The organism is Janthinobacterium sp. LM6, assembly GCF_002002885.1.
Classification (GTDB): domain Bacteria; phylum Pseudomonadota; class Gammaproteobacteria; order Burkholderiales; family Burkholderiaceae_D; genus Janthinobacterium; species Janthinobacterium kumbetense.
In genome coordinates this window covers 5,162,687-5,178,873 of record NZ_CP019510.1, presented here as the reverse complement: position 1 = coordinate 5,178,873, position 16,187 = coordinate 5,162,687, and the positions used below count along the sequence as shown (strand labels likewise).

Below are 16,187 nucleotides of genomic sequence, written 5' to 3'. Positions count from 1 at the left end.
TAGCGTCATGCCGCGCCCATACGCGGTCACAGGCGTGCGACAGTTGAGAGTAAAAAGCAATATTATTTGAAATATAAAGATGCCATGCAAGCGTGCCGTCTTTGCTTTTTTGAATCATAAGGAATACATGAAACAACCAATCTGCGCCTTCCGCCTTGTTCTGCCAGTCTTGCTGGCTGCCGCCCTCAGTGCCTGTGGCGGCGGCTCTTCCTCCTCCGATACCCAGGTCGCCGTGAATCCGGCCACGCCCGTCAATCCACTCCCTCCGGTGACGCCGGTTACCCCGCCACCTGCCGGAATCGACACGGGCAGCGTCAGCGCGCCGTTTGCGAAGGGGCTGAGTCCGCGCTATCTGTTGCTGGCCGTTGCCAGCCAGGCCTACGGCACCTTGGGCAGCGTGGCGCAAGACAGTTCCGGCGCCCTGAGCGGGATATCGGGCATCAGCTTCAGCGGCACGCCCGCCATCACGCGCGACGTCGTCGGCGACGCGGCATTTGCGCAGGGACGCTGGTTCACCGGCACCCTCACGCGCAGCAGCGGCACTACCGTCATGAGCGGCAACAATGCCAGTGCCCATTACAGCGTCTACAACACGGTGGCGGCCTTGCCCTTCACCGGCGCCTTCCAATGCGATGCGGGCAAGTTCACGGCACCCAGCTACACGGGCGGCGCCAGCGTGCAGCAGGACGGCTATTTCGGCACGGCCAGCGGCAGCGCCACCTTGGCTTTCGGCGCGACGGGCGCCGCGCTGGCCATGACGGTCGATGCCACGGCCGGCGGCAGCACTGGCAAGGCCAGCGGCACCGGCACGATCAACACGCCGGACATGACGGTCATCAGCGGCGGCTTCCTGGGCGGCAGCTCTGGCATGCTGCTGGCGCTGGGGGACGGCGGCACGGGAACCTACCTGGTTACGGGCGGTTACAAGGTGGTCATGGCCAACGGCGCCAATTACCAGGGCGTAGCGACCTTCCGCTGCTCCTGATGGCGCGGACATGAAAAAAGCGGCGCCGTGCACTGCACGGACGCCGCTTTTTTACGCCAGTCGTGCTTAGCGCAGTGCCGAGATCATCTGTTTCAGCTTGCCGGAGTCGACGCAGAAGGCGCGGATGCCTTCGGCCAGTTTTTCCGTCGCCATCGCGTCTTCATTCATCATGAAGCGGAAGGCCTCTTCATTCAGCGACATCTGCACGATGTTGGTCGATGGCGCCGCTTCGGCGCTCAGCTTGCGCTCCACCGGCGCATCGCTGTCGGCCAGCTTTTGCAGCAGGTCGGGGCTGATGGTGAGCAGGTCGCAGCCGGCCAGTTCGAGGATTTGCGAGGTGTTGCGGAAGCTCGCGCCCATCACCTCGGTCTTGTAGCCGAACTTGCGGTAGTAATTGTAGATGCGGCGGACCGATTGCACGCCCGGGTCTTCCGCGCCCACGTAGTCGATGCCCGTCGATTTCTTGTACCAGTCGTAGATGCGGCCGACGAACGGCGAAATCAGCTGCGCGCCCGCTTCGGCGCAGGCGATGGCCTGGGCCAGCGAGAACAGCAGGGTCATGTTGCAGCGGATGCCTTCCTTTTCCAGGATGGCGGCGGCGCGGATGCCTTCCCAGGTGGAAGCGATCTTGATCAGCACGCGCTCGCGTGGAATGCCAGCGTTCGAATACAGGGCGATCAGGTCGCGGCCCTTGGCGACAGTACCTTCCGTGTCGAACGACAGGCGCGCATCGACTTCGGTGGAGACGCGGCCGGGGATAGTTTGCAGGATTTCCACGCCAAACGCGATCAAGAGGCGGTCGATGATTTCGGCGGTGGAGGCATTCGGATGGTCGCGCACGGCCTTTTCCAGCAGCGGCTTGTATTCATCCTTTTGCACGGCCTTCAGGATCAGCGACGGATTCGTCGTCGCATCGCGCGGCGTGTAAGCCTGGATCGATTGGAAGTCGCCGGTGTCGGCCACCACGGTAGTAAATTGCTTCAGTTGTTCGAGTTGGTTCATGGCTGCACGGGAAAGAGTGAATGGGCTTGCCGGAGTATTGTACCGAATCCCTTGCATGAAGCCTCGACTATTGTCTTCCCCGCGCACTCCTTGTTCAATTGAATCTTGCTTTTTTAAGAACTCGCGCATAATTGCCTGGACTTGTTTATTTTGCACATTGTTTTGACAAGTAATGTGCGATGCCATTTTCCAGATGAAGAGCATCCTTTGACACAAGATATCGTTAGCGCGGTAGCCGCCTTCAATGGCGCGACGCGCCTGTATGCATTGGCCATCGGCGACGATGGCCAGGACAGCGGCTTGCTGGTCGAAGCCTTTGCCGCCGATGAACGGCTGCAGGAGCTTGGCGCGCGCGAGATTATCGCCTTGTCCACGAATGCCGATGTTGCGCTGGCCTCCCTGCTGGGCCAGCCGGCCAGCCTGCAAATCAGCCTGGCCGACGGCACGCGCACGCAGTTTTCCGGCTATATCAGCGCGGCGGCCATGCTGGGCAGCAATGGCGGCCTGGCGCGCTACCGGCTGCGCATCACGCCCTGGCTGTGGCTGCTGACGCAAGTGCGTAACAGCCGCGTCTGGCAAGATCGGAGCGTGACGGCCATCGTCGACGAGGTATTGCAAGCCTATGCGCCGCATGCCCTGTGGCAATGGAGCGACGAGGTGGCGCAGTGCATGCAGCAGGCGGGCGAGCGCAGCTATTGCTGCCAGTACCGGGAATCGGACTTCGATTTCGTGCGCCGGCTGTTGACGGAAGAGGGCATCGCCTGGCGCTTCGACGCGCACACACTGATTTTGTTCGCCGACAGCAGCCAGCCCTGCGCCACGCCCGAGGATGCCAGCAGCGTGCAAGGCGGCGGCTTGCGCTTTCATGGCGCCAGGGCCGGCGAAGCGAGCGACAGCGTGCAGGCGCTGTGCGCGCGGCGCAGCCTGCACGTCGGGCTGAGCAGCGTGCTGAGCTACGATTACAAGGCCAAGAAGGCGGTCGCCGCCAGCGTGCCGACGAATATGGCCATCGGCGGCCAGCATGCGCCGGTGCTGGAAAGCTACGATACGCCGGGCCAGTACTGGTATGCGAATGGCGCGCAGGCACAGCACTATGCCGCGTTGCAGATGCAGGCCCGCGAAGCGCGCGCCCAGTTGTGGCAGGCGCGCTCGACGGTACGCACCTTGCGTGCCGGCACGCGGTTTACCCTGACGCAGGGACCGTTGCCGCAGGCCGATGGCGCCGCGTCCGACTATGTCGTGCTCCGGGTGGCCAGCATCGGTTTCAACAACCTGCCGGCGCCCGCCTCGCAGGCGCTGGCTGAACTGTTCGGCCCGGTGCCCGAACTGCTGGACGAAGCCATGCCAGGGCTGGGCGACGGTTTTTCCGACTTTGCCGCCGCGATCGCCCAGGCGCAAGCCAGCGGTTACGCCAACTGCATCGAGATGATTGCCGCGGCGACGCCATGGCGGCCTGTGCATGGCGACAACGACGCGCGCCACCATCCTACACCGACGGCCCGCGGCAGCCAGAGCGCCATCGTCGTCGGCGCCGACGGCGGCGCCAGTGCCAGCGGTGGCAGCGAGATCCATTGCGACAGGCTGGGGCGGGTGCGCATCCGTTTTCACTGGCAGCAGGAGGGCGGCGCCACCTGCTGGGTACGCGTGGCGCAGCGCTCGGCCGGCGGCGGCATGGGCAGCCAGTTCCTGCCGCGCATCGGCCAGGAAGTGCTGGTGCAATTCCTGGAAAACGATATCGACCGCCCCATCATCGTCGGCGCCCTGTACAACGGGCAGGGCGAGGGCGGCGTCGCGCCCTCGCCGGGCGGCCTGGCCGAGCAACCGTCCGATGCCAGCGTCTTCGAGCCGGCGCGCGACCATGCGCCGTCGGCGCAGGGCAACGTGGCCGGCGGCAATAGCCCGCTCTGGCATGGCGCGGCCGGCGGCAGCGCCGGCCACCGCAACGGCGCGGCGCAGTGGGGCATCCGCAGCAAGGAATTCGGCGCCGCCGGCTCCGGCTCTGGCTATAACCAGCTGCTGTTCGACGATACCGACCAGCAGGGGCGCATCCAGCTCAAGAGCAGCCATGCGGCAAGCGAACTCAATCTTGGCCACCTGATCCATGCGGCCGACAATTACCGGGGCAGCCTGCGCGGCACGGGCGCCGAGCTGCGCACCGACGCTTACGGCGCCGTGCGGGCCGGTGCCGGGCTCCTGATTTCCAGCTACCTCGTCGACCACGACGCGCAGGCGCGCGATCCGGCCGGCGACAATGCGCCGGGCATGGTCTTGCTCAAGCAGGCCGCCAAGCTGGGTGCAACCTTCAGCGCCGCCGCCGTCACGCACAAGACGGTCGCGTATGCCAGCCACCTGGGGCCAGCCAAGGCGAATGCCAGCGTGCTCGACGAGAAGGCGGCGCCCTTGCCGGCGTTTTTGACCAGCGTCTCCGGCATGCTGAGCCAGGACGATACGGCCGCCGCCAGGCGCGACGCGGCGGGCAAGCCGACCAGCCCCGGCGACGACAAGTTGCCGCACAGCAGCGACGCCATCATCGCCATCGCCGCCCGCGCCGGCCTGGGCGTGCTGGCGGGCCAGGATATCCAGCTGGCGAATGGCGAAACCACCTCCCTGATGAGCGGCCAGGACACCCAGTTCGTCGGCGGCGGCCAGCTGCGCGTGCACAGCGGGCAAGCCATCGGCGCCCTGGCCGGCGTCGTCAAGGCGGGCGAGAACAATATCGGCTTGCAACTGATCGCCGCCAAGCAATCCATCGACCTGCAGGCGCAGGCCGACGTGCTCAACGTGCAGGCGCGCGAGGAAGTCAACATCGTCAGCGCCGCCGCGCACATCGACTGGGCGGCGGCGAAAAGCATCCGTTTGTCGACGGCAGGTGGGGCGAACATCACGATCGAGGGCGGCAATATCACCGTGCAATGTCCGGGCAAGATCACGGTGCATGCCGGCAAGAAGAGTTTTACGGGGCCGGAAAGGCTGGCTTATCCGTTGCCGGCGCTGCCTGCCAGCGTCTGCAAGGCGTGCCTGCTGGCGGCGTTGCGTAGCGGTAGTCCGTTTGTTGCACCCATGGCAGCCTAGAAAAGGAGCCCTGATGTACTTTGCCATCGATATTCCTGACGCGGCAGTACCCGACTTGATCGTGCAGCAACTGCAGGCCTTGCGTGAGGAGGCGACGGTGACGAACGGCGGCCAGCCCTTGCACCTGCTGGCGCTGCTCGACGGCGCTTGCGATGAGGAGTTTTTCACCAAGCGCTACCCGAGCCGCTTGCGGCGCCAGTCGCTGTATGCGCACACCTCGCTGCAAAACTTCAAGAGCGCCGCACCGCATTTAATGGCGGCGCCATCGACAAGCAGCGAGCAGGCTGCGTGGCTGCAGCGCCTGTTTTCGCTGTGCGCAGGCAAGCCCATGCTCAGCATCATCGCCAGCACGCTCGATATCGGCCAGCTGGAGCAGCATTTGCGCCCCTATTTGATTGCCATCACGCCAGACACCGTCGAATGGCCCGTGCGCTGGGCCGATACGCGCATATTGCCGGCCCTGCTGGCAGCCTTGACTGAAACCCAGTCTGCGCATTTGCTGAGCCCCATCTACCGCTGGTGGTCGCTGCGGCGCGATGGCTCCCTGATCAGTTGGCAGGGCGAGGCGCAGCCCAGTCCCGTCCCTGCGGAGTTTGACAAATTCCCCCTCGGCGACACCGCCTTTGCCTCCCTGGTGGATATCGCCGAAGCCGATGCCATCATGGCCAATCTGCATGATGTGCAGCCGGACCTGTTTCATTCCGGCACCCCGGCCGAGTGTCACGCGCGCGTGGCGCGTCATTTGCTTGTGGCAAACGCCAGCGGCATCGAGGCGGCGGGCCAGCGTCAGCATTTCAGCGCCCTGGCCTTGATGCTGGCCGACGATTTTACCTTGCATCCTGCGATGGCCAGCCTGTTGCGGCGCACGCGCCAGGGGGCGAATTACCTGTCCGAGCTCGACACGCTGCCCGACGATTTCTGGCAGGCGCGCTCGGGTGCCTAGCCTTGTTTCTTCGACTGCTTACTTTTATAAAAGGAAAAATGATGAAATGGATTATGTATCTTGGCACGGCCTTGCTGCTGAGCGGCTGCGCCCTCAAGGCCAGGCAGGTTGAGGAAGCCGGTCCAAGGACTACCGCGACGGCGCAGGTGGGTATTGTCAATCATACGGGGAAGTATATTTATTCCGCATCGGTTGATGGGGCGGGAGGGGCCAATATGGCCAGGTGGGGAGCGGGGGGAGCCGAAGTTTGCTGCGCATCCATCCCGCGGGTATGGTATCCGGGAATGATGGTCCGGGTGCGATGGGATATGCCAGAAGAACATACGCATATTGTCAAAGAAAAAATGGTGGAAGTGGAAAAATATGATAGGCCCGGAGATATCTATATGCATTTTTTTCCCAATGACGAAGTGAGAGTGGTTGTGTCAAATGTGGACGGCGATAGTAAGAATCATCCCATTCTTCATTCCGGAAAACCTGCCAATATCCCTTGATATTATGATCAGTGAAACTCCTAATTCCGCGCCGTTTCCCGTCGATTCTTTTCTTAAACCGTCGACGCCAGAGCAATCCAAAATTGCGAAGGTGGCATGTGATAATAAAGATAGCTCGCCGTGCAGTATTCCGGTAAGGGTTGGAATTTTCTTTGATGGAACCAATAATAACCTGGAGCGCGATAGGAATGGGGTTAGGACAGGCGTGCTCGATCCGAGAACGAAGAAGCCTACCCCTATAAATAATGTTGTGATAGACGCCAATGAGGCCAGTCATAGTAATGTGGCGCGTTTATTTTCTGCTTTTCCGTCTGATAAGCGGGATGCCGGTTATTACCGATATTACATTCCTGGCGTGGGAACGCCATTTAAGGAAATAGGTGAGTTGACTGAATCGGACGAGGGAAAGGCTTTTGCCAAAGGAGGGCAGCCGCGCATTATATGGGGATTGTTGCAGGTTTTAAATGCAGTTCATCGGACTCTTGTTGGTAAGTTACTGTACGAATCAGATGAGGCTGGCGAACTTGTCCGTACTTATGATAATGACGTAGGCCACAAAAAGGTAGCGCATCCCTCAACTGGCAGAGAGCGCTTCATGACCCACTCTGACTGGTTCGCTGAGCATATTGAAAAACTCAAAGCGGCGATGGCGGCACAAGCGAAGCCGCACATTCCATCGCTGACCCTGTCCGTGTTCGGTTTTTCGCGTGGCGCCGCCGAAGCGGTGGCGTTTTGCCAGCTGTTTGCCGATTTGCTCACGCCGCCCAAAGATAAGGTGCAGAAGTTTGCCGGCATTCTCGCCAGCATCGATTTTCTTGGCGTCTTCGACACGGTGGCAACCGTGGGCAGCTCGGCGTCTGTAGCGAAAACCACGATCGCGCCTGGCGCGATGTTCGATGGCCATTGGGCCTGGGCCAATGAATTGCTCAAGCCGTTGCCACCCTGCGTCATGGCAGGCTTGCATTGCATTGCCACGCATGAGCAGCGCATGAATTTTCCCGTCACGCGCCTGACAGGGAAAATCGAGGAAGTGTATTTTCCTGGCGTGCACTCCGACGTCGGAGGCGGCTATGGTCCGGGGGAGCAGGGAAAGGGGCGTGGCGGACAAGCGGCCTTGCTGTCGCAAATCCCGCTGGCGCACATGTTCAAGGAGGCGCGCCTCAAGGGCGTGCCTTTGAGGCCGTTCAGCGAACTGGAGACAACGGACCGAGATGATTTCCAGGTCAGTCAAGAGCTTGCCAAGGCATGGGAAGCATATACCGCCGAGCTTAACAAGCAAGGCGCCTTGCTGAGCAAGCATATGGAGCTGTATTACCGCTGGCGCGCCGTGCGCGTCAAGACCCTGGAAGCCACGGCCAGCTTCAAGGCGGCCAGCGCGCAGGAGCGGGAGGATCTGGGATCCTACAACCGCTTGCTGGCAGGCGATCTGGAAGCGTTGCGCGCGCGCAAAGCCTTCCGCCACGGCGATGAGGGCCAGCCGTTCAGCGCCCGGGATATTGCGCGCATCAACCACTGGCAATATTATCGGGCCCAAAACCACACGCCCTTGGACAAATGGGAAGAATTTGCGCTCGACATATTCGATCACCCCGAACCGCTGCCGCCCGAAGTGATGCGTTTTTTTGACGACTATGTGCATGATTCCCTGGCCGGATTTTATATGGCTGGCGAAGTGACTGAATACGACAAGCGGGCCAGGATCGCCTCGTTCGCCGATAAACCGCCTAAAGACGGCTTTTATAAACGCGTATATGAGCTCAGCCGAAAGACCGAAGCCGCGCAACTGAAACAGAAGAATGGCGAAGCATTGACGCCGGAAGAGGAAGCACTGGTCAAGGAAGCGCAGTACGGCACCCCCTACCCAATCCGTACGGATGCCGACAGCGCCGACATGCGCAGCGGGTTGATCACGACGCAAACCTATACGCGTCGCGAGGGCGGTGGTTATATCTTGCGCCGAGGCTATTACCCGCAAAGCGGCTTCTTCCGGAAAAGCGTGCACGAGAAGGAACTGCAACGCATGCCGACGGCCGGCATCCAGGCGAAAGAAGGACCCGAAGAATTCGTGTGGAGCGAAAACTTAACACAGGATATTGCGCAGGCCAAAGCCGATGAAGAGATTTACCTGGCGCAGCGGCGCTCTGCAACGCGGATCGAGGCGCTCGCATAGAGCGTGATTTCAGCGCGGCTGGAGCCGAAAGGAAAATTATGAAATGGATTATTTATCTTGGCACTGCTTTGCTGCTGAGCGGCTGTGCGTTCAAGGCCAGGCAGGTTGAGGAAGCCGGTCCAAGGTCTACCGCGACGGCGCAGGTGGGTATCGTGAACCATACTGGGAATTTTATTTACTCCGCTTCGGTGGATGGGGCGGGAGGCGCGGATATGGCCAGATGGGGAGCGGGGGGAGCAGAAATTTGTTGTGCATCAATCCCGCGAGTGTGGTATCCGGGCATGATGGTACTGGTGCGGTGGGATATGCCAGAAGAACATACGCATATTAGCAAAGAGAAAATGGTGGAAGTGGAAAAATACGATGAAACAGGAAGTATTTATATCCATTTTTTTTCCAAACGACGAAGTTCGGGTTGTGGTTTCAATTTATCCCGGATATAGCACTGCTCATCCGATACGCCACTATGGGAAACCAAAGGATCCCAATTCTTAGACACGGATGGTGGGCTGATCTTTCGATGCAAAGGCTGCGCGTGTATCGGTTCCTCATGTGAGATCAAGGAAAAGACATCCTGGTCCGATGGAGACGTTCGGATAAAGAGCGGCACCAGCGAGGCTGGCGCCGATGGGGGATCAGCCGATGAAGGAGTCGAACTGCATGTCGAATTCCTGCAGCGCCTTCTGCGCGTTCTGCATCTTCTTGCGGAACTCCGGTCCCCGTTGCAGGGCCAGGCCCACGGCCAGCACGTCGATCACCACCAGGTAGGCCAGGCGGGCGGAAATCGGGGTGTAGGGGTCGGTGTTGAAGACCAGGTCGATCGGGATCAGCACGGTCGCCAGGTCGGCCAGCGGCGTGCCCGATGGGGCCAGCACGACGACATCGGCGCCGCCGCGGCGCGCCAGTTTCACGGAGCGGACCAGGGCGGGGCTGTTGCCGCGCTGCGAGATGGCCACCAGGCAGTCGCCGCCGCGCAGCAGGGCGGCGGCGATGCTGTGGATATTCGGGTCGCTGTAGGCCACCGTCGGCACGCCCGAGCGGAAGAACTTGTGCTGCGCGTCGGCCGCCACGATGCCCGACGTGCCCTGGCCATAGAATTCGATCTTGCTGGCGCGCGACAGGATGTCGAGCGCGCGCTGGATCGCTTCCGGGTTCAGGTTGTTGCGCAGGTCGAGCAGGGTGTTGATCGAGCGGCTGCAGATTTTATTCACCAGGTCGGCCGCCAGGTCGTCCTGCGCCGGCTGCTCGTTCGCGCCCGGCATGGCAAGGGCCAGGCCCTGGGCCAGCTTCAGCTTGAATTCGTGCCAGCCGTCGTAGCCCAGGGTGCGGCAAAAGCGCACCACGGTCGGTTCCGACACCTGCGCGCTTTTCGCCAGCGCCGTGATGTTCTGGCTGACTGTCTGGTTCGGCTGGTCAAGCACGGCCAGCGCGACCTTCTTCTCCGACTTGGAGAGCGAATCGAGCTGGGTGCGGATGGAATCAAGCAGCATTAAATTAGTCTTCTATCTTCGGGCAAAGGTGAAGCAGGGAATTCGTGGAGCAGCGCTCCATGCCTGCGTAACGGTCTGGCCTTGCAAGGCCAGACTCCTTGCGCTTCCAAACTAGTCTTCAGGAAGCGCTTCTTCACGCCACTGCAAGCCATCGCGGCCGATCAGGGCGCTGGCGGCTGCGGGGCCCCAGGTGCCGGCCGTGTAGGGAATCGGCGCGCTGTCGTTCTGTTCCCAGTTGTCGAGAATCGGTTCGACCCATTCCCAGGCCGCTTCCAGTTCGTCGCCGCGCATGAACAGGGTCAGCTGGCCGCGCAGGACGTCGAGCAGCAATCGCTCGTAGGCGTCCATGCGCGGGGTCTTGAACGATTCGCGGAAATCGAGTTCCAGTTCCGCCGGTTTCAAGCGCATGCCGTCGCCCGGGGTTTTCGCCATCAGGTTCATGCGCAAGCCTTCGTCCGGTTGCAGACGGATCACCAGGCAGTTCGGCTGGAAGCTGGACGTCGGCTGGTTGAAGATCGAGTGCGGAATTTGCTTGAAGCGCACGACGATCTCGGCCAGGCTGTCGGCCATGCGCTTACCTGTGCGCAGATAGAACGGCACGCCGGCCCAGCGCCAGGTGTCGATTTCCGCCTTCAGCGCCACGAAGGTTTCGGTGCGCGAGTGTTCCGGCGCATCCGGCTCGTCGCGGTAGCTCGGCACTGTGGCGCCGTCGACGTGGCCGGCGCGGTACTGGCCGCGCACGATGTTCTGTGCCAGGGTGGTAGGCGTGAATTTCTTCAGCGAGCGCAATACTTGCAGTTTTTCATCGCGCACGGCGTCCGGCGCGATCGAGGTCGGCGGTTCCATGGCGACGATACACAGCAGTTGCAGCAAGTGGTTTTGCAGCATGTCGCGCAGCGCGCCCGAGGTGTCGTAGTAACCCATGCGGTTGCCCACGCCCAGTTTCTCGGCGATGGTGATCTGCACGTCGGAAATCCATTCGCGGCGCCACAGGGGCTCGAACAGGATATTGCCGAAGCGCAGGGCCAGCAAGTTCTGCACGGTTTCCTTGCCCAGGTAATGGTCGATGCGGTAGATCTGCGATTCCTGGAAAACCTTGCCCACTTCGGCGTTGATCTGCTTGGCGCTGGCCAGGTCGCGGCCCAGCGGTTTTTCCAGGACTACGCGCGAATTCGGCGTCACCAGGCCGTTGTCTTCCAGGTTGTCGCAGATGAGGGCGAACAAATGCGGCGGCGTTGCCAGATAGTACACGCGCGTCAGGTCGGCATCGCCGCGCAGCGCTTCGACCAGCGGCGCGTAGGTGGCCGCATCGCTGGCGTTGAGCGACACATACACGATGCGCGCGCAGAATTTGCTCCAGGTGGCGGCATTCAGGGTGCTGGCCTTGATGTGGGGACGCGAGTTGGTCTCTACCATTTTCAGGAAGGCATCCTGGCCGCTGTCCTGGCGGCCCACACAGATGATGCGCGCCGTCGGCGGCAAATCGTTCGCGACGTCGCGCGCGTACATTGCAGGCAACAACTTGCGCATTGCTAAATCGCCGCTGCCGCCAAACAGGACCAGGTCAAAATCGGTAAGTGCCATAAGTGAGTGTCGTCGCAAAAGTAAAAGGGCCGGAGCGGGGAGGAAGCCGACCGGAAGTGCCAGTCTGTCGCTACTATAATCGATGGTGTAAATTTACTACGTAGAACGGGCAATTGCAAGAAATTTTACTACATTCCATCCGCTGCCGTCGCCATTTTGCCCGGTATGCATGCCTGCGATGCCGGCATGGCCATTATATGCCGTTCGCCGGCGCCGGCGCAGCGTCCTGTTTTTCATTGGCTTTTCAAAGCAACCATGGTTGCCAGGGAAATTTTCGATTCTCTCGATCATCATTTGCGCTGTAGCAACAAGCAAATCAAGAAATGCTGTCAGGATCGCCGTTGGCAGCGTAAAGTAGCTTTAAAGAAAGTAAAAAACCGTATAATTCAAGCTGAAATCGATAGCAACTATTGGTTGTAAGAAATTGTACGATATACACTGCACCGCTAGCGCCGGCCATGCCCCGAACCCGCCATCCGACGTCCATGCGACGTGCAGTCCGCACTGTCCGCAGCATCAGGGCAGGCGACTTAACTTTACAAGACGGCTCAAGGGGACACAATGAATTCAATGCAGCAAGATGTCGATGAACGCACCAGCCTGACAGGCAATAACAAATTCGAACTGTTCCTGTTCAAGCTGGGCACCAGTGATCACTCGACCAGCCGCGAACTGTTCGGCATCAATGTGTTCAAAGTCCGTGAAATCATGGAAATGCCGGCCATCACGGCCGTGGCCGGTTCGCACCCGCACATGTTGGGCGTGGTCAACATCCGTGGCCAGATCGTGCCCGTGATCGACTTGCCGATGGCGGTCGGTTGCAAGAGCAATGGCTTGAAGATCCTGATGGTGACCGAATTTGCCCGCTCGACACAGGCGTTTGCAGTGGAAGAGGTCGATGAAATCGTGCGCCTGGAATGGAATCAGGTGTTGTCGGCCGAATCGAGCGTCGGCGGCGGCCTCGTCACCAGCATCGCGCGCCTCGATGGCGACACGGACAAGACGCGCCTGGCGCAAGTGCTGGACGTGGAACAAATCCTGCGCAACGTGCTGCCGTCGGGCGACCCGGACGTGGACGAGAACAGCATCGGCCCGCAAGTGCGCTTGCCGGCCGGCGCCGTGATCCTCGCGGCCGACGATTCCTCGCTGGCCCGCTCGCTGATCGAGAAGGGCCTTGAAGCGATGGGCGTGCCTTTCATCATGACCAAGACGGGCAAGGAAGCGTGGGAGCGCCTGCAGGCGATCTCGGCCCAGGCGGCCACGGAAGGCAAGACGGCGAAAGACAAGGTCGCGCTGGTGCTGACTGACCTGGAAATGCCGGAAATGGATGGCTTTACCTTGACGCGCAACATCAAGAACGATGGCCGCTTCGCCAACATCCCCGTGGTGATCCACTCGTCGCTGACGGGCTCGACCAACGAAGACCACGTCAAGGGCGTGGGCGCCGATGGTTATGTGGCCAAGTTTGTGGCGGCCGAACTGGCCGAAACGATACGCAAGGTGCTGGCGCGCTAGTCTGCGCGCCGCATGTGAAAAAGCGCCGGCACCCGCGAGGGTCCGGCGCTTTTTTTATGCGGGCAAACGATTACGCCTGGTAAGGCGTTTCCGGCTGGCCCGCCACGTCCACGCGCACGGACAGCACGTGGCCGCTCAAAGGGTAGTTGGCAATTTCCTCGGTCGAGCGGTTATGGCTGGCGCTGGTGATGTACAGGGTGCGCAGGTCGGGGCCGCCGAACGTCACCATGGTGGGGCAGCGCACGGGCACGCTAATTTCGCCCAGCAGATGGCCATCGGGGGCGAAGCGCAAGATCTTGCCGCCTTCAAACATGGCCGACCAGTAATTACCTTCGCTGTCGACGGCTGCGCCATCGGGGCGCCCGCCGTAATCAAAGGCTTTCTTGTCCGTGGAAAAGCGCTGGAATGGCTGCGGCGCGGAAATGGCGCCTGTCGTCGCGTCGAAATCGAAGCGGTCGATGCGGTGCGTGGTGGTATCCGAGTGGTACATGGTGCGCTTGTCCGGGGAAAAGCCCAGGCCGTTCGATACCGTCATGCCGCCCGACCAGACCTTGCGCACTTGTCCTTTTTCCAACACGAACATTTCTGCCGCATCGGTGCTGCGCGGCTCGAAAATCGTGCCGACCCAGAAGCGGCCGGCCGGGTCGACCTTGCCATCGTTGAAGCGCGTGGTGGCCATGTCGAACGGCGCCGGGGCGATTTCCGCCAGGCTGCCCGTCTTCGTGTCGAGGTGGGCAAAGCCGCTGCGCAAGGCCACGATCAGGCCGCCGCCCGCGTTGATGGCCAGCGCCGACGGTTCCGTCGGCATGCTCCACTGTTCATGCTTGCCGCTGGCGGGGTGCAAGCGGTGCACGGCGCGGCCATCGATGTCGACCCAGTACAGGGCCGCTTCCTTGCCATGCCATAGCGGGCATTCGCCCACTTGCATGGGCTTGTCGCTGACTACTTTGATTTCGTAAATATTCATAAACCTCAATTAAGTTAATACGCCGCCTTGGCGGCTTTCGCCAGGGCAATCAAGCCATTGGTCGAGCTGTCGTGATGGTCGGGACGGGCTTCGCCTGTCAGTTCGGCCTGGATTTTCTTGGCCAGCACCTTGCCCAGTTCCACGCCCCACTGATCAAAACTGTTGACGTTCCACAAGACGCCCTGCACGAAGGTCTTGTGTTCGTACAGCGCGATCAGGGCGCCCAGCGTGGTCGGGGTCAGCTGGTCCATCAAAATGGTGTTGCTGGGACGGTTGCCGGGGAAAGTCTTGTGCGGCACCAGCGCTTCGATTTCGCTGTCCGGCAAGCCTTGCGCCTGCAAGTCAAGCCGCACTTCCTCGCCCGTCTTGCCCGTCATGAAGGCTTCCGACTGGGCGAAGCAGTTCGCCAGCAGGGCGTCGTGGTGGCCCGGCAAATCGTGCGTGGCGCGCAGGGCGGCGATGAAGTCGATGGGCGTGACGTCCGTGCCCTGGTGCAGCAGCTGGAAATACGCATGCTGCGCATTCGTGCCGCAATCGCCCCAGATGACGGGACCGGTCGGCACGTCGACGGGCACGCCATCCTTGGTGACGCGCTTGCCATTGCTTTCCATGTCCAGCTGTTGCAGATAGGCGGCAAAGCGGCTCAAGTCCTGGTGGTACGGCGCGATGGAAACGGAGCCGCAATCGAGGAACTGGCGGTTCCAGAAGCCGACCATGGCCAGCACCACGGGCATGTTCTGTTCCAGCGGGGCCTGGCGGAAGTGCTGGTCCATCGCATGCGCGCCGGCGAGGAAATCGCTGAAGTATTCAAAGCCGATGGACAGCGCCACGGCCAGGCCGATCGAGGACCAGACGGAATAGCGGCCGCCGACCCAGTCCCAGAACGGGAACATGTTGTCCGGGGAAATGCCGAAGTCGACGATGGCTTGCGTGTTGGTCGAGACGGCCACAAAATGCTTGGCCAAGTCGGTTTCTTCGCCTTCGAGCAGGAACCAGGCACGCGCCGTGTTGGCGTTGAGCATGGTTTCAGCCGTAACAAAAGTTTTCGAGGCGACGATGAACAGGGTGGTTTCCGGATCGACTTTCGACAGGGTCGCTTCCATGTCGTGGCCGTCGACGTTGGAAACAAAGTGCATTTCCAGGCCCGGGTTGGCGTAGGAGCGCAGCGCCAGGCACGCCATTTTCGGGCCCAGGTCCGAGCCGCCGATGCCGATGTTGACGATGTCGCAAATCGGCTTGCCCGTATAGCCGAGCCAGCTGCCATTGCGCACCTTGTCCGTAAACGCCTTGACGCGTTGCAGCACATCTTGCACGTCGGCATCGATATCCTGGCCATCGACCACCAGCTTCGTGCCGCGTGGCGCGCGCAAGGCGGTATGCAGAACGGCCCGATGTTCGGTAAGATTGATTTTCTCGCCAGTGAACATGGCTTCGCGCTGCGCTTCCACGCCGCGTTCGCGGGCCAGGTCCATCAGCAGGCGCATGGCGGTGGCGTCGACCCGGTTCTTCGAGTAATCGAGCAGCAGCCCGGCCGCATCGACCGTCATGCTGGCAAAGCGCGCGGGATCGGCCGCGAACAGCTGGCGCAGATGCACGTCGCGCAGGCTGGCGCCATGCGCTTGCAGGGACTGGAAACTGGCGGTGGTGGTGATGGCAGGAGTAGGTGCTGGCTGGCGCATGGCGGTCGGCTTGGGTGCTTGTCTCGGTTAAAAGGAGCGCGGTGCGTTCGGGGTGGCGAACTGCGGATCCGGCGTTGGTGTGAGAATAATACATCAGAAAAACGTAATTTCACTACAGTTTGTGATGCGAAGCTGATTTTGTTGTGCTTTTTTAGCGATTGCGCCATTGGTATACAAGAGATGGGTTGGCCGGTGCTGCTACGCGATATTGCCCGGGTTTGCTTTGATATGCCGCAATTCGTGGCTTATTTGTGTTGTTGGGCCACGCAAGAGTGCGTCTTCTTCG

The 16,187-nt window shown here is 61.1% G+C and carries 12 protein-coding genes; 7 read left to right on the top strand and 5 right to left on the bottom strand.

Annotation, left to right across the window (positions count from 1 at the left end; all coding sequences use genetic code 11):
- The first annotated feature begins 127 nt into the window (after positions 1-127).
- Positions 128-985 (top strand): hypothetical protein, encoded by an 858-nt coding sequence (locus BZG29_RS22670; protein ID WP_150131028.1) that lies wholly within the window; start codon positions 128-130, stop codon positions 983-985.
- 66 nt (positions 986-1,051) lie between these two features.
- Here the strand turns inward: BZG29_RS22670 and tal are convergent, their stop codons facing one another.
- Positions 1,052-1,987, bottom strand: coding sequence for a transaldolase (gene tal, locus BZG29_RS22665; protein ID WP_077407764.1), 936 nt, complete (start codon positions 1,985-1,987; stop codon positions 1,052-1,054).
- A gap of 207 nt (positions 1,988-2,194) precedes the next feature.
- On the opposite strand from tal, the gene BZG29_RS22660 reads away from it, so the two are divergent.
- From BZG29_RS22660 to BZG29_RS22640, 5 genes are read left to right on the top strand one after another with little or no spacing between them, the layout of a single operon-like run.
- Entirely contained in the window at positions 2,195-5,059 is a 2,865-nt protein-coding gene (locus BZG29_RS22660) for a type VI secretion system Vgr family protein (RefSeq protein ID WP_077407762.1), read from the top strand.
- A gap of 13 nt (positions 5,060-5,072) precedes the next feature.
- Positions 5,073-6,002, top strand: a complete 930-nt coding sequence (locus tag BZG29_RS22655; RefSeq protein ID WP_077407760.1) for a DUF4123 domain-containing protein — start codon at positions 5,073-5,075, stop codon at positions 6,000-6,002.
- 38 nt (positions 6,003-6,040) lie between these two features.
- A complete protein-coding gene (locus BZG29_RS22650) occupies positions 6,041-6,496 on the top strand; it encodes a DUF3304 domain-containing protein (protein WP_077407758.1) in 456 nt (151 codons plus the stop codon).
- 4 nt (positions 6,497-6,500) lie between these two features.
- A complete protein-coding gene (locus BZG29_RS22645) occupies positions 6,501-8,666 on the top strand; it encodes a DUF2235 domain-containing protein (RefSeq protein ID WP_077407756.1) in 2,166 nt (721 codons plus the stop codon).
- A 38-nt stretch (positions 8,667-8,704) separates the two neighbouring features.
- Positions 8,705-9,109 (top strand): DUF3304 domain-containing protein, encoded by a 405-nt coding sequence (locus BZG29_RS22640; protein ID WP_077407754.1) that lies wholly within the window; start codon positions 8,705-8,707, stop codon positions 9,107-9,109.
- 192 nt (positions 9,110-9,301) lie between these two features.
- Here BZG29_RS22640 and BZG29_RS22635 read toward each other — a convergent pair whose 3' ends face one another.
- Both BZG29_RS22635 and zwf read right to left on the bottom strand, forming a co-directional pair.
- Positions 9,302-10,156: an SIS domain-containing protein gene (locus tag BZG29_RS22635; RefSeq protein WP_034750862.1), complete on the bottom strand. Its 855-nt coding sequence runs from the start codon at positions 10,154-10,156 to the stop codon at positions 9,302-9,304.
- Positions 10,157-10,267: 111 nt separating this feature from the next.
- On the bottom strand, positions 10,268-11,740 hold the full coding sequence (zwf, locus tag BZG29_RS22630; RefSeq protein WP_034750861.1) for a glucose-6-phosphate dehydrogenase: 1,473 nt from the start codon (positions 11,738-11,740) through the stop codon (positions 10,268-10,270).
- Between the two features lie 561 nt (positions 11,741-12,301).
- On the opposite strand from zwf, the gene BZG29_RS22625 reads away from it, so the two are divergent.
- Positions 12,302-13,255: a chemotaxis protein gene (locus BZG29_RS22625; RefSeq protein WP_070281275.1), complete on the top strand. Its 954-nt coding sequence runs from the start codon at positions 12,302-12,304 to the stop codon at positions 13,253-13,255.
- Between the two features lie 70 nt (positions 13,256-13,325).
- Here BZG29_RS22625 and BZG29_RS22620 read toward each other — a convergent pair whose 3' ends face one another.
- Together BZG29_RS22620 and pgi are read right to left on the bottom strand one after the other, a co-directional pair.
- Positions 13,326-14,222, bottom strand: a complete 897-nt coding sequence (locus BZG29_RS22620) for an SMP-30/gluconolactonase/LRE family protein (RefSeq protein WP_077407752.1) — start codon at positions 14,220-14,222, stop codon at positions 13,326-13,328.
- A 14-nt stretch (positions 14,223-14,236) separates the two neighbouring features.
- Entirely contained in the window at positions 14,237-15,901 is a 1,665-nt protein-coding gene (gene pgi, locus BZG29_RS22615; RefSeq protein ID WP_077407750.1) for a glucose-6-phosphate isomerase, read from the bottom strand.
- Positions 15,902-16,187 lie beyond the last annotated feature (286 nt).

What these genes read in the sequence shown, in the direction of transcription:
- pgi (WP_077407750.1), bottom strand. Translation starts at nt 15,901, where the DNA reads ATGCGCCAGCCAGCACCTACTCCTGCCATCACCACCACCGCCAGTTTC.
- BZG29_RS22645 (WP_077407756.1), top strand. Translation starts at nt 6,501, where the DNA reads ATGATCAGTGAAACTCCTAATTCCGCGCCGTTTCCCGTCGATTCTTTT.
- BZG29_RS22620 (WP_077407752.1), bottom strand. Translation starts at nt 14,222, where the DNA reads ATGAATATTTACGAAATCAAAGTAGTCAGCGACAAGCCCATGCAAGTG.
- tal (WP_077407764.1), bottom strand. Translation starts at nt 1,987, where the DNA reads ATGAACCAACTCGAACAACTGAAGCAATTTACTACCGTGGTGGCCGAC.
- BZG29_RS22640 (WP_077407754.1), top strand. Translation starts at nt 8,705, where the DNA reads ATGAAATGGATTATTTATCTTGGCACTGCTTTGCTGCTGAGCGGCTGT.
- zwf (WP_034750861.1), bottom strand. Translation starts at nt 11,740, where the DNA reads ATGGCACTTACCGATTTTGACCTGGTCCTGTTTGGCGGCAGCGGCGAT.
- BZG29_RS22625 (WP_070281275.1), top strand. Translation starts at nt 12,302, where the DNA reads ATGAATTCAATGCAGCAAGATGTCGATGAACGCACCAGCCTGACAGGC.
- BZG29_RS22635 (WP_034750862.1), bottom strand. Translation starts at nt 10,156, where the DNA reads ATGCTGCTTGATTCCATCCGCACCCAGCTCGATTCGCTCTCCAAGTCG.
- BZG29_RS22650 (WP_077407758.1), top strand. Translation starts at nt 6,041, where the DNA reads ATGATGAAATGGATTATGTATCTTGGCACGGCCTTGCTGCTGAGCGGC.
- BZG29_RS22655 (WP_077407760.1), top strand. Translation starts at nt 5,073, where the DNA reads ATGTACTTTGCCATCGATATTCCTGACGCGGCAGTACCCGACTTGATC.
- BZG29_RS22670 (WP_150131028.1), top strand. Translation starts at nt 128, where the DNA reads ATGAAACAACCAATCTGCGCCTTCCGCCTTGTTCTGCCAGTCTTGCTG.